General features: G+C 38.5%; 22 protein-coding genes. 10 read left to right on the top strand and 12 right to left on the bottom strand.

Annotated elements, in window-relative coordinates:
• Window positions 1-2: 2 nt before the first annotated feature.
• The 4 genes from ML462_RS10190 to ML462_RS10175 all read left to right on the top strand — a co-directional run bounded on the left by ML462_RS10190 (window position 3) and on the right by ML462_RS10175 (window position 6,659).
• Entirely contained in the window at window positions 3-1,610 is a 1,608-nt protein-coding gene (locus ML462_RS10190; RefSeq protein WP_240713711.1) for a T9SS type B sorting domain-containing protein, read from the top strand.
• A gap of 152 nt (window positions 1,611-1,762) precedes the next feature.
• Window positions 1,763-3,184, top strand: a complete 1,422-nt coding sequence (locus tag ML462_RS16135; RefSeq protein ID WP_240713710.1) for a T9SS type B sorting domain-containing protein — start codon at window positions 1,763-1,765, stop codon at window positions 3,182-3,184.
• Between the two features lie 154 nt (window positions 3,185-3,338).
• A complete protein-coding gene (gene uvrB / locus ML462_RS10180; protein WP_240713709.1) occupies window positions 3,339-5,342 on the top strand; it encodes an excinuclease ABC subunit UvrB in 2,004 nt (667 codons plus the stop codon).
• A gap of 93 nt (window positions 5,343-5,435) precedes the next feature.
• Complete coding sequence (locus tag ML462_RS10175) at window positions 5,436-6,659, top strand: hypothetical protein (RefSeq protein ID WP_240713708.1); 1,224 nt, start codon at window positions 5,436-5,438, stop codon at window positions 6,657-6,659.
• Between the two features lie 48 nt (window positions 6,660-6,707).
• Here ML462_RS10175 and ML462_RS10170 read toward each other — a convergent pair whose 3' ends face one another.
• On the bottom strand, window positions 6,708-7,151 hold the full coding sequence (locus tag ML462_RS10170; RefSeq protein ID WP_240713707.1) for an Hsp20/alpha crystallin family protein: 444 nt from the start codon (window positions 7,149-7,151) through the stop codon (window positions 6,708-6,710).
• 196 nt (window positions 7,152-7,347) lie between these two features.
• Here ML462_RS10170 and ML462_RS10165 point away from each other — a divergent pair, with 196 nt between their 5' ends.
• Window positions 7,348-8,643 carry a DUF2254 domain-containing protein gene (locus ML462_RS10165; RefSeq protein WP_240713706.1) on the top strand — a complete coding sequence of 432 codons (1,296 nt, stop codon included), beginning with the start codon at window positions 7,348-7,350 and terminating at the stop codon, window positions 8,641-8,643.
• Window position 8,644: 1 nt separating this feature from the next.
• Window positions 8,645-8,881 carry a DUF1456 family protein gene (locus ML462_RS10160; protein WP_240713705.1) on the top strand — a complete coding sequence of 79 codons (237 nt, stop codon included), beginning with the start codon at window positions 8,645-8,647 and terminating at the stop codon, window positions 8,879-8,881.
• Window positions 8,882-8,961: 80 nt separating this feature from the next.
• Here the strand turns inward: ML462_RS10160 and ettA are convergent, their stop codons facing one another.
• From ettA to ML462_RS10145, 3 genes are all read right to left on the bottom strand, one after another.
• Complete coding sequence (ettA, locus tag ML462_RS10155; RefSeq protein ID WP_240713704.1) at window positions 8,962-10,653, bottom strand: energy-dependent translational throttle protein EttA; 1,692 nt, start codon at window positions 10,651-10,653, stop codon at window positions 8,962-8,964.
• Window positions 10,654-10,715: 62 nt separating this feature from the next.
• Complete coding sequence (locus tag ML462_RS10150) at window positions 10,716-11,195, bottom strand: DinB family protein (protein ID WP_240713703.1); 480 nt, start codon at window positions 11,193-11,195, stop codon at window positions 10,716-10,718.
• Window positions 11,196-11,205: 10 nt separating this feature from the next.
• On the bottom strand, window positions 11,206-11,385 hold the full coding sequence (locus ML462_RS10145; protein ID WP_240713702.1) for a CAL67264 family membrane protein: 180 nt from the start codon (window positions 11,383-11,385) through the stop codon (window positions 11,206-11,208).
• A gap of 185 nt (window positions 11,386-11,570) precedes the next feature.
• On the opposite strand from ML462_RS10145, the gene ML462_RS10140 reads away from it, so the two are divergent.
• The 4 genes from ML462_RS10140 (at window position 11,571) to ML462_RS10125 (ending at window position 16,245) form a co-directional block, all read left to right on the top strand.
• A complete protein-coding gene (locus ML462_RS10140) occupies window positions 11,571-13,199 on the top strand; it encodes an acyl-CoA carboxylase subunit beta (protein ID WP_240713701.1) in 1,629 nt (542 codons plus the stop codon).
• A 3-nt stretch (window positions 13,200-13,202) separates the two neighbouring features.
• On the top strand, window positions 13,203-14,087 hold the full coding sequence (locus ML462_RS10135) for a DUF2927 domain-containing protein (RefSeq protein ID WP_240713700.1): 885 nt from the start codon (window positions 13,203-13,205) through the stop codon (window positions 14,085-14,087).
• On the top strand, window positions 14,080-15,714 hold the full coding sequence (locus ML462_RS10130; protein WP_240713699.1) for a M1 family metallopeptidase: 1,635 nt from the start codon (window positions 14,080-14,082) through the stop codon (window positions 15,712-15,714). Before ML462_RS10135 ends, ML462_RS10130 begins: the two co-directional genes overlap by 8 nt.
• Window positions 15,715-15,822: 108 nt before the next feature.
• Window positions 15,823-16,245 carry a DoxX family protein gene (locus ML462_RS10125; RefSeq protein ID WP_240713698.1) on the top strand — a complete coding sequence of 141 codons (423 nt, stop codon included), beginning with the start codon at window positions 15,823-15,825 and terminating at the stop codon, window positions 16,243-16,245.
• A 13-nt stretch (window positions 16,246-16,258) separates the two neighbouring features.
• On the opposite strand, the gene ML462_RS10120 is transcribed toward ML462_RS10125, so the two are convergent.
• The 8 genes from ML462_RS10120 to holA all read right to left on the bottom strand — a co-directional run bounded on the left by ML462_RS10120 (window position 16,259) and on the right by holA (window position 24,049).
• Complete coding sequence (locus tag ML462_RS10120; protein ID WP_240713697.1) at window positions 16,259-17,590, bottom strand: M24 family metallopeptidase; 1,332 nt, start codon at window positions 17,588-17,590, stop codon at window positions 16,259-16,261.
• 40 nt (window positions 17,591-17,630) lie between these two features.
• The gene (locus ML462_RS10115; RefSeq protein ID WP_240713696.1) at window positions 17,631-18,161 is read right to left on the bottom strand and encodes a CIA30 family protein; all 531 of its coding nucleotides are present in this window, start codon (window positions 18,159-18,161) and stop codon (window positions 17,631-17,633) included.
• Between the two features lie 7 nt (window positions 18,162-18,168).
• Window positions 18,169-19,266, bottom strand: a complete 1,098-nt coding sequence (locus ML462_RS10110; RefSeq protein WP_240713695.1) for an AMP-binding protein — start codon at window positions 19,264-19,266, stop codon at window positions 18,169-18,171.
• A 139-nt stretch (window positions 19,267-19,405) separates the two neighbouring features.
• Window positions 19,406-20,320, bottom strand: a complete 915-nt coding sequence (locus ML462_RS10105; protein ID WP_240713694.1) for a CPBP family intramembrane glutamic endopeptidase — start codon at window positions 20,318-20,320, stop codon at window positions 19,406-19,408.
• Window positions 20,321-20,327: 7 nt separating this feature from the next.
• Window positions 20,328-21,362 (bottom strand): o-succinylbenzoate synthase, encoded by a 1,035-nt coding sequence (locus ML462_RS10100; RefSeq protein ID WP_240713693.1) that lies wholly within the window; start codon window positions 21,360-21,362, stop codon window positions 20,328-20,330.
• A 3-nt stretch (window positions 21,363-21,365) separates the two neighbouring features.
• The gene (locus ML462_RS10095; protein WP_240713692.1) at window positions 21,366-22,046 is read right to left on the bottom strand and encodes a metal-dependent hydrolase; all 681 of its coding nucleotides are present in this window, start codon (window positions 22,044-22,046) and stop codon (window positions 21,366-21,368) included.
• Between the two features lie 92 nt (window positions 22,047-22,138).
• Window positions 22,139-23,041, bottom strand: a complete 903-nt coding sequence (gene menA / locus ML462_RS10090) for a 1,4-dihydroxy-2-naphthoate octaprenyltransferase (protein WP_240713691.1) — start codon at window positions 23,039-23,041, stop codon at window positions 22,139-22,141.
• 3 nt (window positions 23,042-23,044) lie between these two features.
• Entirely contained in the window at window positions 23,045-24,049 is a 1,005-nt protein-coding gene (gene holA / locus ML462_RS10085) for a DNA polymerase III subunit delta (protein ID WP_240713690.1), read from the bottom strand.
• Window positions 24,050-24,092: the final 43 nt, after the last annotated feature.

Here is a 24,092-nt window from a genome sequence, read left to right as displayed (position 1 = left end):
AATTGAAACCTTACAGCAATTTAATTTTATTCCTCGCTTTATTTTTTTTCACCACAATAGTGCTGGGCCAGAATTTTGCCAATGATTGTTCCGGCGCCATAAAAATTTGTGGAGATGGAGCAATTTCCAGTAATGCAGACGGAGTTGGAAATCAAGAACTGGCCGGGAGTAATAATTGTTCTAGCCAGGAGCATAACAGTTTATGGCTTGAAATTGAGATCACAAAGGCCGGTACCCTGGGATTCACATTAAAACCAACAAGTACCGCTTTAAATATAGATTACGATTTTTTCATTTTTGGCCCTAATGCATCCTGCGGTTACCTTGGTAATGCCATTCGTTGCTCCACCACCAATCCACTGGCCTCCAATTCTGTTTCTAATTTCACTGGAATGAACGACCAGGAAACCGACACCAGCGAAGGCCCTGGACCAGATGGAAACAATTTTATTAAGTCTATGGATGTTCTCCCCGGGGAAACCTATTTCATCGTAATAGACCGGCCTATTGGTAACAGTCCTTTCGAACTGGAGTGGACAGGAACTTCAACCGTTGGTGGCTTTCCGTTTCCGGAAGGTCCCGAGATCACCAAACCAAATGATCTTGAAACGTGTAATTCTGAAGGCATTTCAGATTTCGATATTTCCAGTACAGCTTCAGAAATTGTAAACCAGAACAATACCAGTCTATCCTATCACGAAAGTCTCGCCGATGCAGTGGAAAACAATGCGGCCCTGGGAAATATATACACCAGCACTATACCTGTAAAAACGATCTATGCAAGAGTAGAAAATGATCTTACCGGTTGTGCAGAAATTACCGAATTTGACCTGCGCATTAACCCGGGACCAACCATAAATGACAGCAATACAATTGAAAAATGCGATCTTGATCTTAACGGAAGTGAAGAATTCGTTCTGTCAGATCTCAATAGCTCCATTCTTGGTGGACTTGACCCAAATAATTTCCAAATCCAATATTTCAGGGATCCCTCCTCTGCTGCAAATGGAACAAACCCCATTTTGTCAGATTACAACTCCTCTGGAAATGAAATCATTTATGCAAAGGTCTCCGAAAAAATGAATCCAAATTGCTATAATATCGCTGAGGTGGAATTAATTCTGAATCTGCCTCCACAAATAGATTCCTATAATATATTTCAACCCCAGGTAAACTCCAATAGCAATACAATCACCCTTAATATTGACAATGCTTCTAATTATGAGTTCTCCATCGGAAATATTGATGGGCCATACCAAACAAGCAATATTTTTACAAATGTTGGTTCAGGATTCAAGACCATTTACATCAGGGATCTAAAAGGTTGCGCTATCGTAAGTACTGAAATTGCCGTGCTTGGGTATAACAATTTTTTTACCCCGAATAACGACGGTATTAATGATTACTGGCAGATCAAAGGGATCACTACTTCCAATAACTTCATTCATATCTTCGACAGATACGGCAAACTTCTGGCTAAACTTAATACTACCGAAAAAGGCTGGGATGGGATCTACAACGGCAGGGATATGCCCGCAGATGATTACTGGTTTCGGGTAACTCTTCAAAACGGACAGGAATTTAATGGACATTTTTCGCTCGTAAGATGATCATTAAAATTGATTAAGCCTTTATAATTCATTAATTTAATGCCCTATACACCTTAGGATTGATTTTATAGCTTTTAAGGCTGAATTATGATCTTAAAAAAACCTAAGTTGTTAAATGAACGTAAGCTTGTTGTGATTGAAAATAAAAACGGGTGAAAACATTTCTTGTTTTATTTCTGGCCTTTCAATTTACCAGTCTTCCCTTAAAAATTTCAGGGCTGGGAGATCGCCCTGTTCTGTTCACTTATCTGGCCAAAGAAAAGACCCGTGCAGAACCACAAATCAATTTCAAGGTAACTAACTATATTTTCCAAAGTACTTCAATAGAGGTCTGCGATTATGAAAGAGGTTTCGGACTTTCCTCCACCGATGGTTTTGCCTCCTTCAATTTACTTCTTGCCTACCCATCCAGAAACTCAGATATTGAGTTCTTCGAAAACAATAATGATCTGCAAAACGGTCTGGAAATAATGTCTCCCGAAAATTACAGGAACACCATAGCCTTCAATCAAACTATATTAGCTAGAAGGACGAATGGAAATGGAACCGAAATTATTGAAGATTTGAATTTGACGGTAATTCCAATTCCTGATGAACCAGTACCAATTGGTGAGTATTATGTATGCAATGCAAATACAGATGGAGGTCCGCCTACTGCAATTTATAATTTTGAAGAAATTGGCAGATCAATTTTCGGAAACGAGGAAGTTACTTTTCACGCAAATATCGATGAGGCCTTCGAGAATGACGAGAATTTCGTTTTCGGGGACGTTTTAGCACAGGAATTGATCGTTTATGTTAGAAAGCAGAATAAATGTGATCCTATATACAGTTTATCACTTAAGATCCTAGAAAAACCAGAAATTGAAATTGAAGATCAATATCAGGTTTGTAGAAACCAGGGTGTCCTGAATTTGGATCTCCCGGAAGAAAATCTATCTTACGAATGGTTCAAGGAAATTGATAATGAACAAATTAACCTGGGTGCAAATTTAGAGATTTCTGAATCTGGAACCTACATCGTGATTGCTACAGCAACTTATAACATCAACAACAGGTTGTATGAATGCGCTACCGAAAAAAGTTTTACCGTTGAGTTTTTAGATAACCCCGAGATTGAAAATGTAGAAGTAACCCAAGGTTCTAATAGTCAGGTTCTCGTACAAATGACTGAACCTGGTGAATACGAATTTAGCACCTCCTATCTCAATAATATTTATCAGGACAGCAATTTATTTACAGAAGTCCCTCCCGGAGAACATGAAATTTATGCTCGTGAAAAAAATGGGTGCGGATTAGATAAGGTTGAAATATCTATTCTGGCTTTTCCTCCCTTTTTTACGCCTAACAATGACGGAATAAATGATTTCTGGCAGGTAAAAGGCATCACCGTTCCTAATTATTCAGTGCATATCTATGACAGGTACGGTAAACTTCTTGTTAAACTTAACTCTAATGAAAAAGGCTGGGACGGGAATTTCAATGGAAGGAATATGCCTGCCGATGATTACTGGTTCCGGCTAAAACTTCAGAACGGCCAGGAAATCAACGGGCACTTTTCACTTGTTAGATGATTATTAAAAAATTGATTAAAGCAGGATAATTGTTTAATTTCGTGGGGCTATGAAATGAGCTGTCGATAAAACCGATCCTTTGGGAAGCCATCGGCGGCGAAACACTTCTGAATTCTCTGAGAGATTATTTCAGAAGCAAAAGAAAACCTGCTGAATGAAGTTTAATATCCAATCAGATTATCAACCTACGGGAGACCAGCCAAACGCTATAAAGCAACTGGTTTCTGGAATAGAGAAGAACGAACAGTACCAGACTTTATTGGGAGTTACCGGTTCCGGAAAAACTTTCACGGTGGCAAATGTGATCGAAGAAGTTCAAAAACCAACCCTGGTTCTCGCCCACAATAAAACACTTGCGGCACAGTTATATTCAGAATTCAAGGAATTTTTCCCTGAAAATGCTGTTGAATATTTCGTGAGTTATTACGACTATTATCAACCCGAGGCTTTTATACCTTCTTCCGGAACTTATATTGAAAAGGATCTATCTATCAATGAAGAAATTGAAAAACTAAGATTAAGCACTACTTCTTCCCTGCTTAGCGGAAGAAGAGATGTGATCGTAGTAGCCTCGGTTTCTTGTTTATATGGTATTGGAAATCCCGTTGAATTCAGGAAGAATGTGGTTTCGATTGAGAGAGATATGGAGATTTCCAGAACCAAGTTTTTACATAGCCTGGTTCAAAGTCTCTATTCCAGGACCGAGGCTGAGTTTAGCCATGGGAATTTCAGAATAAAAGGTGATACTGTGGATGTTTTTCCAAGTTATGCCGATAATGCCTTTAGGATCCACTTTTTTGGTGATGAAATCGAAGAAATTGAAGCTTTCGATCCTGGCACCAATGATGTCATTGAAAAATATGACCGATTGAACATATACCCGGCTAATATGTTCGTCACTTCTCCTGATGTTTTACAGAATGCCATTCATGAAATTCAGGATGACCTTGTAAAGCAGGTGAGTTATTTCCAGGATATTGGAAAAACTTTGGAAGCGAAACGACTGGATGAAAGAACGAATTTTGACTTGGAAATGATAAGGGAACTTGGTTACTGCTCCGGAATTGAGAACTATTCAAGATACCTCGATGGCAGAAAACCCGGCACAAGGCCTTTCTGCTTATTAGATTATTTTCCGCAAGATTACCTGATGGTGGTAGATGAGAGTCACGTAACCATCCCACAGGTGCATGCCATGTTCGGTGGTGACCGATCCAGGAAGGAAAATTTAGTGGATTATGGTTTCAGGCTTCCGGCAGCAATGGACAACAGGCCTCTGAAATTTGAAGAATTTGAAGCTCTCCAAAACCAGGTGATCTATGTTAGTGCTACCCCGGCCGATTATGAGCTTCAGAAGAGCGAAGGTATATATGTGGAACAGGTGATTAGGCCTACAGGTCTTTTAGATCCACTTATCGAGGTTCGTCCAAGCCTGAACCAGATCGATGATCTTATTGAGGAAATTCAGGTTCGAGTTGAAAAAGATGAACGTATCCTGGTCACTACCCTGACAAAAAGAATGGCCGAAGAGCTTACTAAATATCTAACCAGGATCGATGTTCGTTGTCGTTATATACATTCCGATGTAGACACCCTGGAACGGGTTGAAATAATGCAGGACCTTAGAAAAGGATTATTTGATGTACTCGTAGGCGTAAACTTGCTACGTGAAGGCCTTGATCTTCCCGAGGTTTCCTTAGTCGCCATAATAGATGCCGATAAGGAAGGTTTCCTTAGAAGTAACCGCTCCCTAACCCAAACCATTGGTCGGGCTGCCAGGCACGTTGAGGGAAAGGCCATACTTTATGCAGATAAGATCACAGAAAGCATGCAGAAAACCATTGACCAGACAGAATATCGCAGAAGTAAACAGATCGAATACAACAAGGAGCATAATGTCACTCCGACTGCCCTGGTCAAAAAATATAATAATGCCCTTATTAAGGAGAAGCTTGATATTTATGAGCATGAAAAACGGCCTGATCTTAAGGCTGCTGAAGAAGAGGTTGAATATCTGACCAAACCACAAATGGAGAAAAAGGTTCGCGAAAAAAGGAAGGCGATGGAAACGGCTGCAAAAGAACTGGACTTCATGGAGGCTGCACGTTTGAGAGATGAGATTAAAATGCTACAGGAAAAAATTGGTGAAATGAGTTAAAATAAAATCCTGGAAATAAATTTTTTATTCTATATTTAACTCATCCTAAAGCATTTAGTTCTCACTGCAATGACAAACGAAATTTGTTTGTCTATGAAGTTATTTATTATTTCTACTCTGCTGATATTTTATATTTCGGCATATTCTCAGGTTGGTATAGGAAATTCAGATCCACAGGCTCAGCTTGATATATCGGCAACTAGTATAAGTGATCCGGCCGCTATAGACGGCCTTCTTATACCACGAATAGAGAAATTTCCGAATGTAAATCCTGGTATCGGACAACACGGAATGCTCGTTTTTTTAAGCAAGAGCGTTAATAATTTCAGCCCTGGATTTTACTTTTGGGATGGAATAGAAATAAAATGGAAATCTATTGTTTCGGAAACACCTGTAGTAGTCTCTAACTTTTTTAAACCCGGTACTTCTTTAAGTCCAAATAACCTGACAGAACCAATGTACCGCGAGGCCAGTATTGGAATTGGAACTGACCAGATCACCTCCCGGCTACAGGTGGCTATAACTTCAGGTAAAGACCTCTCTCTGAAGAAAGGCCTGGAAGTAGATAATGCCAATTCCGCGACAGATAATCTCACAACTTACGGGATCGTAAATGATAACCGTAGCCAGACCAATGGAAATAAATACGGCATTAAATCGAATGTTGGCGGTGTAGGAACAGGTATTCACTACGGAATATTTAATGAAACCTATCAGAATACGGGAACAAATGACATCTACGGAATATATAACCGCGTGGGCAGAACCTTTGGCGCGAAAAGTAATAACTATGGATTCTATAATGAGATTGGGAGTATCCAGGGAGTAGGGAACATCTATGGTATATACAGCATTGCTCTCGGTGACTCGAATAGCAATGTATTTGCCGCCTATTTTGCAGGACGAGTTGGTATTGGTATTACCCCTGAAACCGAATACGTCCTCCCTTCAAATAGAGGAACAGAAGGACAGATCTTGATGACTAATGCTTCCGGCCAGGTATCCTGGAGCAATGCCGGATTCGAGAACTATTCATCTACCACCAGTACCACAGGTGATTTTGTGATCTCAGATGAAATTGGTTCATTGAGAATAAACAATCAAATCTCGGGATTAGTAATCCCAGCTTCTTCAACTAATAAGGGTAGAATAATAAGACTGATAAACTGGCCTGGAAATTCAGAAAAAAACTTAGTCTTCATGGGATCTGATGATCTTTTTGATGTAAGAACCAACACTAAAGTTCTAAGTATAAAACCACAACAAATACTAACCATTCAAAGCGCCGGTAACCGGTGGATACTTTTAAGTCAATAAAAAAGCGCTCGAAATGAGCGCTTTTTTTAACTAATCAAATTAATCAGGTTACGATATATCTATTAATCTTTTAGCCTGAACTTTTGCTTCTTCTTTCTTTGGAAGAGCAATCTCGAGAACTCCGTTATTATAGGAGGCTGAGATTTTAGCACTATCTACCGAGTCTGGCAAGCTAAATGCACGCTTAAAAGTACTATAGCTAAATTCTTTTCTGGTAAATCTTCCATTCTTATCGGTAGTTTCGTTTTCCTTCTTGACCTCAGAAGAGATAGTCAATACATCGTTATCTAACTCAATATTGAAGTCTTCTTTAGTTTTACCAGGGGCTGCTACTTCTACATTAAAACTGTCTTCAGTTTCCATGATGTTTACAGCAGGAATACTGGTTCCAATACTGTTTACATTTGTAGTTCCCCCTAACCAGTCAGTCCTGAACATATCATCGAAAACTGATGGCAACCAACCTGTTTCATTTCTCTTAATTAAACTCATAGCTTTATGTTTTATAGTTAATTTAATTTTTGAATTCATAAAGATTATAGCAATTCAAATACCAGTTCAGAAATCATGCCTTTTTGTCGTCTTTTACTGAAATATTAATGCCATTTTGTCGTTTTTATTAAATATTTGATAAAAAACTCCTGCTATACTGAGATTCCTTAACTTTAAAAATTGAATCAGCAACCACATGAAACAACTTATAAAGCGGACTATTTCTTTTTTTCATGTAATAGAAAGCAGGATTGCTTTCTATCCTACCCTATTGGCATTCCTTGGTTTCAACTTCGCATTTTTTATGCTCTATCTTGAAAACAAGGGCGTTTCAAAGTATTTAATTGAACATGTGCCGGTATTGGTGGTAGATAATGGAGATACTGCCATGACGATACTAAGTGCGCTTATTAGCGGATTGATTTCTATGATGGTATTCAGCTTTTCAATGGTTATGCTACTTTTAAGTCAGGCATCAAGTAATTTTTCTCCAAGACTCCTTCCAGGACTTATAAGCGATAAAAGGCACCAGGTAATTCTAGGTATTTACCTTTTTACTATTCTTTACTGTATTTTCGTTCTTTTTGCCATTCAGCCAACAGGAGACCAATATCAAATTCCTGGATTTGCCGTGCTACTGGGAATAATTCAGACTGTCATAAGCATTTATGCCTTTATATATTTCATTCATAATATTTCACAAAGTATTCAAATAAGTAACATTCTTCAGAATATATTCAGGATTGCAAAGAAAAGGCTGGACAAACTAATCGATTCAGAAGAGCATCAGTATGACGATTTTCCTTCTTCAGATGACTGGCCGGAATATCATAGTAAAAATAGCGGTTATCTTCAGAATATATCATTCACGAATCTGGTAGATATTTGTGAGTCAGAAGATATTAAAATTCATATCCTCCCTGTAAAAGGAATATTCGTATTAAACGGTATCCCTCTGTTTAAGGCAAGTAAAGAAATAGATGAAGAAGTAGAAAAAAAGATTCTCTCAAACTTCAATTTTTCGAGGGAAGAACTGGTTGCAGATAATTACACCCTGGCCTTTAAACAAATTACCGAAATTATTGTAAAGGCTATGTCTCCAGGAATAAATGACCCGGGAACCGCTATTAATGGAATAGATTACATGACCGAACTTCTTGCTTTAAGAATGCGAAAAAAGGATACCAGTGTAATAATTCGTGATGAAGAAGCTTATATAAAAATTAATACTGTGAATTTCTCTGAATTGCTTCACAACATTATGGCTTCAATTAGAACTTATTGTAAGCATGATATCATTCTGGTACAGAAGTTATTGCTCATGTTCTATTACCTGGAAAAACAGCAGAGTCATGATTCTTCATATTCTGAGACCCTGAGACACGAGGCACAAAATCTCTTAAAGGATGCAAAAGAATCTATAAAAAATGAGCATGATCTAAAAACTGCCACTAACTTGGCATCAAATTTCAACCTTCATATAGAAAACTGATATGGCACTTACGAACAACGATATATTCAAAAAATTACGCGTGGCGCATAAATTGAATAATGATGATATTGTAAAGATCTGCGAGTTAGTAGATTTTAAGGTTTCCAAAAGCGAGCTGGGTGCAATATTTAGAAGAGAAGATCACGAAAAGTATATGGAATGCGGAGATCAATTCCTTAGGAATTTTCTTGACGGGCTCATCATTCACTTACGAGGGCCAATGCCGAAGAAGAAATAGCCAATTAAAATCAAACTATAAAAAAAAGGAGTGTAATTAAATGATTCACTCCTTTTTTATCTAAAACTAATTGAAACTGACTATCTAACCAATTTCTTGTATTTAATTCGTTTCGGCATAATATCTCCACCAAGACGTTTCTTTTTATTCTCTTCGTAATCAGAAAAACTACCTTCAAAGAAATAAACCTGGGAATCACCTTCAAAGGCAAGAATATGGGTACAAATCCTGTCCAGGAACCAACGGTCGTGAGAAATGACCACGGCACATCCGGCAAAATTATCCAGACCTTCTTCCAGGGCTCGAAGTGTATTCACATCAAGGTCGTTGGTAGGCTCATCCAGTAATAAAACGTTACCTTCTTCTTTTAGGGTCATCGCTAAATGCAAACGGTTTCTTTCCCCACCAGATAACATGCTTACTTTCTTATTCTGCTCACTTCCACTGAAGTTAAAGCGACTCAAATATGCCCTCGAATTCACCTGGCGGCCTCCCATCATGATTAGTTCCTGCTCATCGCTGAAGTTTTGCCAAATGGTTTTTTCTGGATCGATATTCGAGTGGCTCTGATCTACGTAGGCAATCTTTGCCGTTTCGCCTACTTTGAAATTCCCTTTATCCGGTTCTTCCTCACCCATGATCATTTTGAAAATAGTGGTCTTACCTGCACCGTTTGGCCCAATAATCCCGACGATTCCGGCCTGTGGAAGGTTGAAGTTTAGATCTTCATAAAGCAATTTGTCTCCAAAAGCCTTGCTTACTCCATTGGCCTCTATCACATTGGTTCCAAGGCGTGGTCCATTAGGAATATAGATTTCCAGTTTTTCATCCATTTGTTTCTGATCCTGGCTAAGAAGTTTATCATAATTCTTAAGCCTGGCTTTTTGCTTGGACTGTCTGCCTTTAGGAGTCATTCTGGACCATTCCAGCTCTCGCTCTAGTGTTTTTTGACGTTTGCTTGCCTGTTTTTGTTCCTGGGCCAATCGTTTTGCTTTCTGATCTAACCAGGAAGAATAATTCCCTTTCCACGGAATTCCTTCTCCCCTATCCAGCTCCAGGATCCAGCCCGCAACATTATCAAGAAAATAACGGTCGTGAGTTACGGCAATTACGGTTCCCTTATATTGCTGCAAGTGATGCTCAAGCCAGTGAACCGACTCGGCATCCAGATGGTTGGTAGGCTCATCCAGAAGCAACACATCGGGTTCCTGTAAAAGTAGTCGACAAAGTGCCACCCTTCTTCTTTCACCTCCTGAAAGAACTGAAATCTTTTTATCTGGCTCTGGCGTCCTTAAGGCATCCATAGCGATATCCAGTTTGGTATCAAGCTCCCAGGCATTACTGGCATCGATCTTATCCTGAAGTTCTGCCTGCTTATCCATAAGCTTTTGCATCTTATCTGCATCTTCATAAACCTCAGGAAGACCAAACATATCATTGATCTTATTGTATTCGTCAAGAACAGCTACAGTTTCGGCCACCCCTTCCTTAACTACTTCCAGTACAGTTTTGTTTTCATCCAGTTCTGGCTCTTGCTCTAGCATTCCCACACTGTAATTCGGAGAGAATACAACATCACCCTGGTAGTTTTGATCCTTCCCTGCAATAATGCTTAAAAGAGTAGATTTACCGGAACCATTTAAACCAAGGATCCCGATCTTTGCTCCATAGAAGAAGCTCAAATATATATTTTTCAATACCGGAGTGTTCGCCTTCGGGAAGGTCTTGGTAACTCCAGACATTGAAAAAATTACTTTTTTATCGTCTGACATATATCTTAAAATTTAGTTTCTTATAATTCAGAACTGCAAATATCCTGAATTTTTCAGAGAATTCAATTATCATAAACTCCCAATAATCTCTGAATTATGAGCAACTGGCCGGTATGATAGGCGGTATGTTCTACTACTAAAAAGATCTCTCTAAGCAAACTGTGTTCATCGGAGTTTAAAACCGTCTTGGTGAGATCGTTATTTTCATCGAGAATTAAATCTTTGAGCTTTTTACGATCCTCGAAATAATCGAATTTCAGGTCTTCCCAAGCTTCCTCGTTTTCAGGCTCTGAACTATCGGGCCAGTAATCGACAGGCCAGTTTCTTTCTTTATAATTTTCAGAAGAAATATATTCCAGGATATCTTTTTGGGCGAAGGCTATATGGAAAAACACTTCGTAAAATGAATATGGTAGTCCCGGAGGCCTCTCACCAATGAGTTCGAACGGAACCCCGTCCAGAAAACTATCTATAGACACATAGGCTAGTCCATCTTCTAGATGTTTTACCAATTGCTCTCTGGTTGCCTTCTCCGAGATCATATAATTTAATTTAAACCCTACCCTTTAAAGCATTAAACACCCAGGAAATAAAAAAGAAGCCTATTCCCGTTACCGAAAAGCCAATTGCATATTCCTTATATTTCAATACACCTAAAAGTACCAGGGCAGCCCCAACTATGAAGGTAAGGAATGCTGCCCATCCAAAAATTGTGTTTTTATTCATCGCCATATATGCAGATTTATTACAATTTTCAAATAATTATTAACGCGACATTAAAGCCGGGAATTCCTCTGATTTTGTATTTTAGCCAAAGTCATTTCTAAAAGAAAATTCCTAAAATTTCTTTGGAAATGAGATTAATTTAAAAATTAATCATATTAAAGTAAACAAATTATTGTAAAAAGCTCAATAAAATGGATATCAACTTCAATAAAAATGAAGATCATAATAAGCTACTGGTTTCTTCACTGAAACAGAAGCTTGCCAAAATAAAATTAGGTGGCGGAGAAAAGCGAATTGAAAAACATCATTCCAAAGGAAAAATGACCGCCCGAGAAAGAATTGATTTTCTTCTGGACGATTCAGAAAAATCTATTGAAATTGGTGCATTTGCCGGTGATGGGATGTATGAAGAACATGGGGGCTGCCCCAGTGGGGGAGTCGTGGTTAAGATAGGTTACGTTTCCGGAAAGCAATGTATCGTCGTAGCAAATGATGCCACGGTTAAAGCAGGAGCCTGGTTCCCAATTACTGGAAAAAAGAATCTAAGGGCTCAGGAGATCGCAATTGAGAACAGACTTCCAATTATCTACCTAGTGGATAGCGCAGGTGTTTACCTGCCAATGCAGGACGAGATCTTTCCCGATAAAGAGCATTTTGGACGTATATTTAGAAATAATGCTGTTATGAGCAGCATGGGAATCACCCAGATCGCTGCGGTTATGGGAAGTTGTGTGGCCGGAGGGGCTTACCTCCCAATAATGAGTGATGAAGCTCTTATAGTTGAAAAAACAGGAAGTATTTTTCTTGCGGGAAGTTACCTGGTAAAGGCCGCGATTGGGGAATCTATCGATAATGAAACTCTAGGCGGAGCTACAACCCATAGTGAGATTAGTGGAGTAACCGATTATAAAGCCATAGATGATAAAGATGCTCTTACCCGCATTCAAAATATTATGGATAAAATCGGGGATTATGACAAGGCCGGATATAATCATAAAAAACCTGCAAAACCGAAAGAGAAACCTGAAGACATCTACGGCATACTTCCAAAAAAGAGAAGTGATCAGTACGATATGCATCGCATAATAGAAAGACTTGTAGATGATTCAGAATTTGAAGAATATAAGGAAGGTTATGGTCAAACCATCATTACCGGCTACGCTCGAATAGATGGCTGGGCAGTAGGAATTGTAGCCAACCAGCGAAAGATCGTAAAGACTAAAAAGGGGGAAATGCAATTTGGCGGAGTGATCTATTCAGATTCCGCAGATAAAGCCACCCGTTTTATCGCTAATTGCAACCAGAAAAAAATACCATTGGTATTCCTCCAGGACGTGACCGGGTTTATGGTAGGAAGCAAAAGCGAACATGGTGGAATTATTAAGGATGGTGCAAAAATGGTAAATGCGGTGAGTAATTCTGTAGTGCCTAAATTCACCATTATTATCGGGAATTCTTATGGTGCCGGAAATTATGCAATGTGCGGAAAGGCATACGATCCTAGGTTGATCGCCGCCTGGCCAAGTGCTGAGCTTGCCGTGATGGGAGGAACCCAGGCTGCAAAAGTTTTGGCACAGATCGAAACCGCAGCCATGGAGAAAAAAGGTGAGAAAGTAGATGAGAAAAAAGAAAAGGAAGTCTTTGAAAAGCTTAAAGCTAAATATGATGAGCAGACCTCAGCTTATTACGCTGCAGCAAGATTGTGGACAGATGCTATCATAGATCCACTGGATACCAGGAAATGGATTTCCATGGGGATTGAGGCGGCTAACCACGCCCCAATCGAAAAAGACTTTAATATGGGAGTAATCCAAACCTGATCCATGAAAAGAATATTCATTATAATTCTCCCGGTTCTAATTAGCTTTTCCTCATTTGGGCAGGATACCATTCAGAAAAAACTGATCAAAAAATATATTCCTCTTAAAATGTATGAGGAACTGATTGGCAAACCTAGCGACACTACGGAATTCAGATATTCAGAGGACGACACCCTTGTAAGTGTTCCGCTCGACTTTGACCCTTTTGAAAGAAGAGGTCTGGTTAAAGTACCTTATGAGGCAAAAGATTCTATTTTTTTAAAACTATATAAACAAGTAGTTTACAACCTTGGAGAAACCGGGAGCTCCAAAGAAAGAATGCACTACTGGAAAGATGATGTTAAGATTTATATTGATGAAAGCGTTCCAGATGACCATGCTAAGGAATTGATGGTTTTCGCAGAAAACCTTGCATCAGATATAGATTCCCTGAATATTTCGAGACAATATACCCGAGAAAAAGCAAATTACCTAGTGTATTATCTTAACAGGGATCATCTAACAGATTATGAACCTAGGATAAATGCTGCCGGAAATGGTTATTATATAAACTGGAATGGGAAGCAACAGATCTATAATGGAAAACTAAAGATCAATACAGAACTGGTGAAATCTGAGTTTGACCAAATTCAACTTTTGAAATCTAATTTTTTCAAGTCACTAGGCTTTTTTAAATCTTCTCAACAATTGCAATGTGGAAGTTTTCTTTCGCCATATCCGGGAGCAAAAAAACTCACGGACAAAGACATGGAAATTCTAAAATACCACTATTCCTATGGTGTTTGTAAAGGAGTTGACCTGAAAACTTTTACTGAAGTAACAAATAGCATGAACCAGAAACTTCAGGAAGATCCGAATGCCGTTTTATATATCGCACACCATGAATAAATTTTTTATCATAATTTGTCTGTTTGCATTTTCATTAGGTAATGCCCAGGTTGTTGGCTCCAACCATTCAGATTACACCCAGGCTGATACCCTAAGAGGTTCTTTAAGGCCTGAAAGAACTGGCTACGATGTCCAGAAATATCACCTAAAACTTAAAGTTGAGCCAGAAAAAAAATTCATTTCAGGTTCCAATATTATTAGCTTTAAGGTGACTGAAGATCTACCAGTGATGCAACTCGATCTTTTTGAAAATATGAAGATCGACTCAATTATTCACAATAATAAATCGCTGCAATATGAACGAAGGTTTAATGCGGTTTTTATTGAATTCCCGAAACCTCTTAAAAAGGGAACTTCAGACTCTATAGAATTCTTTTATCAAGGTAACCCGATAATTGCAGAAAACGCACCCTGGGATGGAGGTTTTGTCTGGGATACCGACGAGGATGGAAATCCCTGGGTTGGTGTTGCTGTTCAGGGAACCGGTGCCAGCCTTTGGTATCCAAACAAAGATCACCAAAGCGACGAACCTGAAGAAGCTCAAATCGATATTGCCGTTCCTAATGGATTGATGAATGTTTCTAACGGTCGTTTGATTTCAGAAAAAGATCTTAAGAACGGATTTACTGAATGGAGCTGGAAAGTGGTGAACCCGATCAATAATTACAACATTATGATCAACATCGGGAACTACAAGCATTTTTCTGAGAAGTATAAGGATCTGGACCTGGATTATTACGTTCTACCCTATAATCTGGAAAAGGCAAAAGAACATTTTAGCGAAGTTAAGGATATGATGGCCTGCTTTTATGAGAAAATGGGCCCTTATCCGTTTATAGAAGACGGCTTTAAATTGGTGGAAACTCCATACCTGGGAATGGAGCATCAAAGTGCGGTTGCCTATGGAAATGAATACCTTAAAGGCTACCTCGGCAATGATCTTTCGGGCACAGGTATAGGTCTTAAATGGGATTTTATAATCATTCATGAATCAGGTCATGAATGGTACGGCAATAGTATCACCTCAAAAGACATCGCAGATATGTGGATTCATGAAGGATTCACCAGTTATACTGAAGCTATTTATACTGAGTGCCGTTGGGGAAAAGTGGATGCGCTGAAATATTTACGAGGCATCAGGCAAAATATTTCAAATACCAGTACAATTATTGGTGATTATGGAGTAAACGCTGAGGGTTCCGGAGATATGTATTACAAAGGCTCCAATCTTCTTAATATGATCAGGAGTATTTACGATGATGATGAGTTATGGTGGGATACTTTCAGAGATTATACTAAAACTTATAAACACCAGACCATCACCACTCAGGAGACAGAAGAATTCTTTAACAATATGACTGAGGTAGACCTGCAACCTGTATTCGATCAATACCTAAGACATGCTTCATTACCAGTATTACAACTTAGACAGGGCGATGATAAGATACTATATCGCTGGAAGGCTGATGTATCTTATTTCAGGATGCCTGTGGATGTTATTATTGATGAGGAAGAGATACGTTTAAATGCTACCCCAGAATGGCAGTCTTACGAAACCGGGGAAGAACTTGATGAATTTCAGGTCAATGATCTTGAATTTTATATAGAAACAGAAATTCTGGATTAACAACGAATTGTATTTCTCGAAGCTCAAGGTACTTTCAAAACCTATTTCAAGCCCCTAAAAACAAGGTTATTTCGTTGTTTTTTAGTAACTTAATGTAAATTTTCCATTATGTTAAGTATTAAATCACTTAATAAATGGGCCAATGCACACACATACTATTGGCTTGACGTTTTGAGAGTTGCACTTGGTGTCTTCTTTTTTATCAAAGGCATTAATTTTATTTCTCAAACGGAAACGCTTGTGGAATTGATTGAACCTCTCAAGGGTTTCGGAGGCATTATGTTGGTAGTTCATTATGTGGCACCAGCGCATCTGGTAGGAGGAATCTTAGTTGCTTTCGGGTTGCTTACCAGATGGGCTTTGATTGCCCAGATACCTATTCTTATTGGAGCTATCCTTATCAATTTTGTAGGTGTAATGAATGCAGCTAATCTAATTCTAGCCTTGATAGTATTAGCATTTACCATTTTCTTTATCTTTTATGGTTCCGGGAAACATTCCGCAGACTATATAATGAAAATGGGATATTAGGCTTTGGCTCTTTTTAATTTTCAGCTTTATCCGAAGGGATTAGCATAAGATCTGTTTGTCTTTTATTTACATATCTGAACCCGTCTTCTCCCCAGAAACCAGCCTCTTCAAGCATAATTCTAACACTTTTCCCCCATTCAGGAATTTCTACTTCAGTATTCAACTCTATGGCGTAAACAGTATTTTCAAAAAGTGGGTAATCTCCGGTTCCCGGCACCCCATCCTGCTGATCCCACATTCCAATGGTGGGGCCTGCTGAATGTCCATAGAGCCCTAAAGGATGCGAATAGATTGAAGGTTTTAAACCTTTTTCTTTTGCCTGGGTAAGGCTTCTTCTTAGGATCTCGTTACCACTTAAACCTGTTTCGAAATTTGAGGTTAGTATATCCTGAAGTTGATTACCCTTCCTAAAGGCTTCCTGTAGAAATTCAGGAGCCTTAGTTTCGTCATCCTTTAATACATAAGCCATTTGCTGGCAATCTGTATTTAAATTCAGGTATGATATACCGAAATCACAGTGCACCAGATCTCCGGGTAAAATTACACTATCCCCATTTTCATCGGAAAAAGCCGCAATATGGTCTACAAGTTTCTCAGAACTTCTTTGAATATCCACGGTTGGATGAAACCAGGTTTCCATCCCCATATTAGTAACTTTCTGGCGCATCCACCAGACCACATCATCGGTTGTGGTAACTCCTGGCTGAATTACATTTGTACTGAAAGCTTCTTTAATAATATCATGAGTAATCTCTACGAGATCACTAAAAATAACCATTTCCCGAAGGGTTCGAGATTCTATCCAGCCGATAGCCAGCTTTTCCGCTGAAACTACCTTGTCATGATATTTTTCAGGCAACGCTTCTATGAATTCATCATAATCGGTTTTTACCAAACCATCGGCGATTCCGAAATTTTCTGAAATATTGATCCCAATTTTTGAAGGTTCTCTTTTCTCGATAATTTCAACCAGTGCCTTCCACTGGTCTGGCTGTTCCTCTTTATTCCAGGCAGATTCAATATTATCTCCAATATTATACCTCGCAATTGCCAGTTTTTCGATTGAATCATTCTTTTGATCTCTATAAAAAACCAGTATTGTTCTGCGACGGGCATTTAACCAAGTAGAAGGCAGCATGGTTCGCAACACAGGATCTTCGTTATATTCCCTTGAAATTATAACCCACATATCGATATCAGAGCGGTCCATTAATTCTGGTAAAAGTTCGTTAAAACGAACGGATAGCACTTCGTCTGCTACTTTAGATCGTTCTCTTTCGGCCAATACCTGTGCATGACTCATTCCAGTACATAGAACGAGGAGGACAAAAAATATTCTTTTCATAAATGGATGGAATAGGAATTAAACCCCTAAGATGAGAAAATTATTCCAATTCGATCTTATCTATTAGCAATTGGAAATCCTCATTTCTTTTATTGCTAATAAGAAAAGTAATCTGATCTAGTTGTGAATGATTGAAATCTGGTTTATTCAATTTCTTACCACGGAAAGTTGGAGACATTTCACTGATGGGAATTTTTACTTCCTGCCATTTACCGGTAGTTTCGAATTCATAATCATATGAATAGTAAACCTTGTCATCATTCTTAATCCTAAGTTGATAATTCTTCCCGTCGCCTTTTAACCTCACTAAAATAAATTTGTTTTCACCGATCTCCATCTGCGGCATATCATAATCTACTGAAACAAACCCACCATTATTTTCCAGAGAAACTGTTCCAGTAAAAACAGCATGGCCGTCTTCATTTAAAAAAAACTCTCCAGTGGAAACTCCTCCCATTACCCGGTCTTCAACAATCGTCCAATTGGAGAGGTTTGAGTTTCTATTAAAATCAAATATGCTTTCCATAAAGAAACCTGTAAGAATTGACAGAAAGAAGATAGCTTTTTTCATTGATGTCCTATGAAACTTTGCTTTTCAAAGTATTCTCTCTGTGTATTTTTCCGTTAGGCGTTTCTTCAAACTTTTCTATGAGATAAATCTTTTTTGGCTTTTCATATTTATCTAGTGATTTCACACCACTTATCTTATCCAGAAGCTCATCAATTTTTTTTTCTGAAAAGTCATCCTCTACGAACAATACGAGTTTATTTCCTAAAGATTCATCTGGCATCGAGGTTACAAAAAATCTATGGTCCAGAACCTTATTGAGTTTTTGCTCGATCTGTTCTGGATGCAGTTTAATACCCCCTGAATTTATCACGTTATCATATCTGCCTTTCCAGAAAAATTTCTTGTAGGTTACTATTTCTACCACATCATTAGTTACTATCTCCTCATCAAGAACATTTGGCGCTTTTATAATGAGACAGCCTCTTTCATCCTGTGCGATGCTCACATTAGGCATTAGTTTAAATGGCCTGTCCCCTTTCCGCTTCTTTCTTGAATTTAGCTTTTTGGCAGCAATATGACTTGAAGTTTCTGTCATGCCATAAGTTTCGAAGATCCTGGTGTCTACATCCTTCAACATATTTCTCAAACGAGGAGAAACCGCACCTCCACCTATTATTAGCTTTTTAACCAAATGTAGTCTAGCTATTGAATTATCCAATTGAAATGGAGTCATTGCAGAGAAATCATAAACCTTGAATAAATTATCTAATGGGTTTGACGATGGTGGAATTGTATCCAGGTCCCAACCCAGGAACATTGCCCTAACCAGCATCATCTTCCCTGCTATATATTCTGCAGGTAAACATAATAAAGCTGTTGTTTTTGCAGGCAGATCGAAAAACCTGGAAGTAGCCAGGGCAGAGTTTACCATATGCTGCTTCTTGAGCCTTATCTTTTTTGGTTTTCCTGTAGATCCGGAAGTATATACTTCTATAAAAGAGGATGGTTTTAACCAATCCAATAAGAAACTACCTATTTGCTGTTCGTATGGCTCTCCTTCCTTGATATAGCTGTATGCTACCTGTTTCAATTCAGAATTGGTAAAGTGCCTTTTGTTCAGCTGAAAGTTGGGATGCGTTTCAGGGATTTTGTAGCTGTTTGGCATATTTAGACAAAAATGGTTAATAAGTAATGACTTAAAGTTAACAAAATGAAATGAAATTCTTAAATATGTTCAGAAACATTTAGGAATTCCAATCCAATCTTGGCACTAAACCAATTTTAACCTATATGCTACAAATATTCTATTCGATCTCCAGGGCCTGAGGTTTTTCAACCTTGCCAAATAATTTCTCTTTCCAGTTCGTCCATTTATACTTTCTTGCCATGATAAACAGAAACAAAGGATAAATTATAAAGACCGGAATCAAGACGTCCCAGCCAGCAGATGGTTCAGATATATCCTTAAAGATCGAATGGGTTTGAAAAGCGGTCCAGTCGGCAGTCACCAGTAAAGCAGTTATCAGGTTATTGGCTGCATGAAATCCAAGAGCGAGCTCGAGACCTTCATCCATCAGGGTCATGATACCCAGCATAAAACCAGTTCCTATATAATAGATCATAATGATATCACCAAGTTTCGTCACTTCAGGATTAAAATAATGCAATCCACCAAAGATCACCGAAGTGAGTATCAATGGTATCCAGCGATTTCTAACCAGGATCCCAAGTCCTTGCATAAGATAACCGCGAAAGAAATATTCTTCGAAACTGGTTTGTATTGGAATCAAAATAACTGATATAAGCAGTAAATACAGGAAAGGTTCAAGCTGGAAATTAATGGCGAAATCCTGCGGATTGGAAAAATAATCAAAGAGGGTCACCACAATATTGAATACAGCAACAAGAATAAAAGCAAACCAAAACCTGCTCCAGTCTACCTCTTTACGGGTGGTTGTTAACGCCTTTAGCGGCTGATTATGGACATACTTCACCCATAAAAACAAGCCTGCAAGAAATATTACAAAAGCTGCGAGGTTTTCAACCAGAACACGGTTTGATCCCTTACGGGCAATCTCATCCCGCATTACCTGTCCAACATCTATATCCATCATCTCAATGAATACGTAATTAAGAGCCATAAGTCCGAAGAATAAAACCGGAATAACTAAATATCGCCAGAATGAATGCGAATACCTGAATGCCTGTGCTATATACATATATTTCCTATAGATTAAATTCCCAGTTTTTGGAGTTATTATATTTAATATTCCCGTTGTTTATTTCCAGGGGGCTATCAAAATTATTGGTATATAAACCACCAGTACCTAGTCCTTGTGGAAGATCAGGATTTAAAGTGTAGGTCCACTGAGAGATGGCATTAAGACCAATATTGCTTTCCAACGCACTTGTGATCCACCATTTTATCCCCTGAGTCTCACAAATCTCCTTCCATTCCTCAGTCCCTTTAAAGCCACCTATCAGGCTTGGTTTAAAGATTACATATTGCGGTTTAATAGTTTGTATCAGGATTTGTTTGTCTGTTACATCGGTTACTCCAATTAATTCTTCATCCAGGGCTATTGGAAGAGGCGTTTTTCTACAAAGCTCAGCCATCTCTTTGATTTGGCCCTGTTTTATTGGTTGCTCTATACTGTGTAATTTGAATTGAGAAAGCACCCCTAATTTTTCCAATGCCTCTTCTGGAGAAAAAGCACCGTTGGCATCAACTCTAAGCTCAATTTTATCTTCAGAAAAATTATCCCTTACAGACTTTAAAATATTAAGTTCGGTTTCAAAATCGATTGCCCCAATCTTTAATTTGATACAGTTGAAACCGGCATCCAGTTTCTGTGAGATCTGCTCTTTCATGAAGCCTTCGTCACCCATCCAAACAAGTCCATTGATTGGTATAGAATCTTTTCTGGCGGTAAATTCTGAAGGAAATAATAAAAAGGGATCTTTTGAATTTAGGCTTTTAAAAGCCATTTCCACCCCAAACTGAATACTGGGAAATTCCCTGAGTTCCTCCCAAAGCATATCTTTCCCTAAATTAATATTATTACAGACCCATTTTAGTTTTTCCTCATAATCTGGACGGTCATCATAGCTCAGGCTTCTCAGGATCCCACATTCCCCTATCCCAAAATTATTCCCATCAGAAATTTTAAGAAACCAGGTCTCTTTTTCAGTAAGAACGCCCCGGGAAGTTCCACTGGGGCGTTTAAAATTAAGTATGTACTTTTTATAGTCTGCTGTCATCTATTACAATTCTATTGCTTCACCTATTTCAAGAAGCATAAGATCCTTCCCTTTTTCATAGAATTTCCTTTTCGCTTCCTCGTGGTCTATTTCTATATAACCAAAAGTATCATAGTGGCAGCCTAAGATCTTATCGCACTCTATAAAGTCACTTGCGATAATAGCATCCTCTACTCCCATGGTGAAATTATCCCCGATTGGTAAAACGGCAAGATCAAGATTTGTTTGCATAGGGATTAGTTTCATATCCATGGTTAATGCTGTATCCCCTGCTATATATACGTTCTTATGCTCTCCTTCTATTACAAATCCTCCGGGTTGCCCTCCATAACTTCCGTCTGGAAAAGAACTAGTATGAATTGCGTTCACATATTTTACCTTACCAAATTCAAAGTCCCAGCTTCCACCATGATTCATGGGATGTACTTCAAAGCCTTTGGCTTCATAATGATTAGCGATCTCATAATTACTCACAATAATAGCGCCCGTATTTTTAGCAATAGCCTCGGCATCCAGCGTATGATCCTGGTGAGCATGGGTAAGTAAAATATAATCGGCTTTTATATCCTTTATATCCACCTTGTCCTTTGCAAGGTCATTACCGGTAACGAATGGATCTACCAATACATTAATATCTCCTATTTTCAATGCCAGGGTATTCTGGCCGTAAAATGTAATTTTCATGATCTAAAAAAAGTTGGTTTTCATAAAAATAAGCATTCACTAAAAAACCAAAATAAGACAGGGTATATAATTTTGTTAAACTTGGCCTATAGCTACCAAAGCAAACCAATTGAAAACAATACTGAAACTCCAAAAGTTGAAAGTGCCACGATCTTAAGTTCAGGATCTAAAAGTTTTGGATCCTTATTATTAAATACCCTGATCAAATGAAGAATTAGTGGAACAAAGGCAAAAATGTATATAAGATCGTTGAGTTCTGAACTACTTGTTACAGAATACATTAAAAAGAAAAACAAGGCGCCTATGATCAAAAAGTAATGATATGCCTTGGCCCTTTTCTCCCCTAATTTTACAACGAGAGTGAATTTACCTGCTTTTTCATCAGATACTCTATCTCGAAGGTTATTCAGATTCAAAACGGCTACACTTAGCAGCCCAATAGATATTGCCGGAAAGATACTGGTGAACTCATGGTCCTGACTATATAAATAATAAGAACCATAAACTGCTACCAGACCAAAGAAGATAAAAACGAAAATATCTCCCATACCCCGATACCCATAAGCTGAATTCCCTACAGTATATTTAATAGCCGAAACTATTGCTGCAACACCCAGAATAAAGAATATTAGAGCTGAAAGTAATTTTTCGCCGCCAAAAGCCGCGTAAATTAGTAGAATAGCAAGAACAAGGGTTGTAGCAGCAGTCACAAACATTGCTTCCTTCATTTCTTTTTGGGTGATTAAACCACTTTGAATGGCCCTTGCCGGCCCTATCCTTTCATCATTGTCGGTTCCTTTGACCCCATCACCATAATCATTCGCAAAATTTGAAAGCACCTGCAATCCTAAGGTGGTACCTATGGCCAGGCTAAAAATAGCCAGATTGAAATATCCTTCTTGCGCCGCAATCGCACTCCCTACAAAAATACCGGAAATGGAAAGTGGCAGGGTTCTAAGCCTCGCGGCATTTATCCAGGATGAAAATTTACTCATTTCTTAGTTCATTATTTTCACCAACAACTCTTTTAAAAGATCTCCCTGGGAAACGTTCGCAGCTCCAACACCTTTACTTTTCACATCGGTTTCCTGAAGTAAACTTATGGCCCGGCTAACTTTTTTCATTGGATAATTTCTGGCTGCCGTAACATAATCACTAACAAAATAAGGATTTACCTTGAGCTGTTTTGCCACTGCACCTTTAGACTTATCATGAAGTCCATGATATTGTAGTATTTGTGAGAAATATGAAAACAAAAGAGAAATAGTCACAACTAAAGGATTATCCTTCGGGTTTTGAGCAAAATAATTGATAATGCGATGAGCTCGTAAGGTATCTTTTTCGCCGATCGCTTTTCGTAACTCGAAATTATTGAAGTCCTTACTTATTCCAATATTCTCCTCGATGATCTCCGGACTAATCGTAGTTCCTTCCGGACAGATGAGCTGTAATTTCTGAAGTTCATTATCTATTTTTCCAAGGTCGGTTCCGAGGAATTCCACCAGCATCTGGGCTGCTTTTGGCGAGATCCCGAATCCACGGCTTTTCATGGTTTTAATGATCCAGTCACCTACCTGGTTTTCATATAAACGTTTCCCCTCAAAAATTACCCCGGATTTAGAGACAGCCTTATGCAGTTTTTTCCTCTTATCTATTTTCTTATACTTATAACAAACCACCAGAACAGTAGTTGGCTGGGGGTTGGCTGCGTAATCAACTAATTTTTCGATGGTTCTGGAAAGATCCTGTGCTTCCTTCACGATCACTACCTGCTTTTCTGCCATCATGGGATATCGCTTGGCATTACTTACAATATCGTCGATATTCGTATCTCTTCCGTAAATAACCATTTGATTGAAACCTCTTTCCTCATCAGAGAGAACATTTTCTGCGATGAAATCAGAAATCCTGTCTATATAATAAGGCTCCTCTCCCATTAGAAAATAAATTGGCTTTATATTTCCTTTTTGAATATCGGTTACAATACTTCTTGCTTCGTCCATAGGGAATTTAGTGCAGATTTAGCGAAGAGGAATTCGATACAAG

The organism is Christiangramia lutea (genome assembly GCF_022489035.1).
In the GTDB taxonomy this organism is placed as follows: domain Bacteria; phylum Bacteroidota; class Bacteroidia; order Flavobacteriales; family Flavobacteriaceae; genus Christiangramia; species Christiangramia lutea.
Note: the sequence above shows the minus strand (reverse complement) of the source record. Positions and strands in the feature narration are given on the sequence as shown.

Bases quoted from the DNA above. Each gene is read 5' to 3' on its own strand.
- uvrB (WP_240713709.1), top strand. From the start codon at position 3,339: ATGAAGTTTAATATCCAATCAGATTATCAACCTACGGGAGACCAGCCA.
- ML462_RS10175 (WP_240713708.1), top strand. From the start codon at position 5,436: ATGAAGTTATTTATTATTTCTACTCTGCTGATATTTTATATTTCGGCA.
- ML462_RS10170 (WP_240713707.1), bottom strand. From the start codon at position 7,151: ATGAGTTTAATTAAGAGAAATGAAACAGGTTGGTTGCCATCAGTTTTC.
- ML462_RS10165 (WP_240713706.1), top strand. From the start codon at position 7,348: ATGAAACAACTTATAAAGCGGACTATTTCTTTTTTTCATGTAATAGAA.
- ML462_RS10160 (WP_240713705.1), top strand. From the start codon at position 8,645: ATGGCACTTACGAACAACGATATATTCAAAAAATTACGCGTGGCGCAT.
- ettA (WP_240713704.1), bottom strand. From the start codon at position 10,653: ATGTCAGACGATAAAAAAGTAATTTTTTCAATGTCTGGAGTTACCAAG.
- ML462_RS10150 (WP_240713703.1), bottom strand. From the start codon at position 11,195: ATGATCTCGGAGAAGGCAACCAGAGAGCAATTGGTAAAACATCTAGAA.
- ML462_RS10145 (WP_240713702.1), bottom strand. From the start codon at position 11,385: ATGGCGATGAATAAAAACACAATTTTTGGATGGGCAGCATTCCTTACC.
- ML462_RS10140 (WP_240713701.1), top strand. From the start codon at position 11,571: ATGGATATCAACTTCAATAAAAATGAAGATCATAATAAGCTACTGGTT.
- ML462_RS10135 (WP_240713700.1), top strand. From the start codon at position 13,203: ATGAAAAGAATATTCATTATAATTCTCCCGGTTCTAATTAGCTTTTCC.
- ML462_RS10130 (WP_240713699.1), top strand. From the start codon at position 14,080: ATGAATAAATTTTTTATCATAATTTGTCTGTTTGCATTTTCATTAGGT.
- ML462_RS10125 (WP_240713698.1), top strand. From the start codon at position 15,823: ATGTTAAGTATTAAATCACTTAATAAATGGGCCAATGCACACACATAC.
- ML462_RS10120 (WP_240713697.1), bottom strand. From the start codon at position 17,590: ATGAAAAGAATATTTTTTGTCCTCCTCGTTCTATGTACTGGAATGAGT.
- ML462_RS10115 (WP_240713696.1), bottom strand. From the start codon at position 18,161: ATGAAAAAAGCTATCTTCTTTCTGTCAATTCTTACAGGTTTCTTTATG.
- ML462_RS10110 (WP_240713695.1), bottom strand. From the start codon at position 19,266: ATGCCAAACAGCTACAAAATCCCTGAAACGCATCCCAACTTTCAGCTG.
- ML462_RS10105 (WP_240713694.1), bottom strand. From the start codon at position 20,320: ATGTATATAGCACAGGCATTCAGGTATTCGCATTCATTCTGGCGATAT.
- ML462_RS10100 (WP_240713693.1), bottom strand. From the start codon at position 21,362: ATGACAGCAGACTATAAAAAGTACATACTTAATTTTAAACGCCCCAGT.
- ML462_RS10095 (WP_240713692.1), bottom strand. From the start codon at position 22,046: ATGAAAATTACATTTTACGGCCAGAATACCCTGGCATTGAAAATAGGA.
- menA (WP_240713691.1), bottom strand. From the start codon at position 23,041: ATGAGTAAATTTTCATCCTGGATAAATGCCGCGAGGCTTAGAACCCTG.
- holA (WP_240713690.1), bottom strand. From the start codon at position 24,049: ATGGACGAAGCAAGAAGTATTGTAACCGATATTCAAAAAGGAAATATA.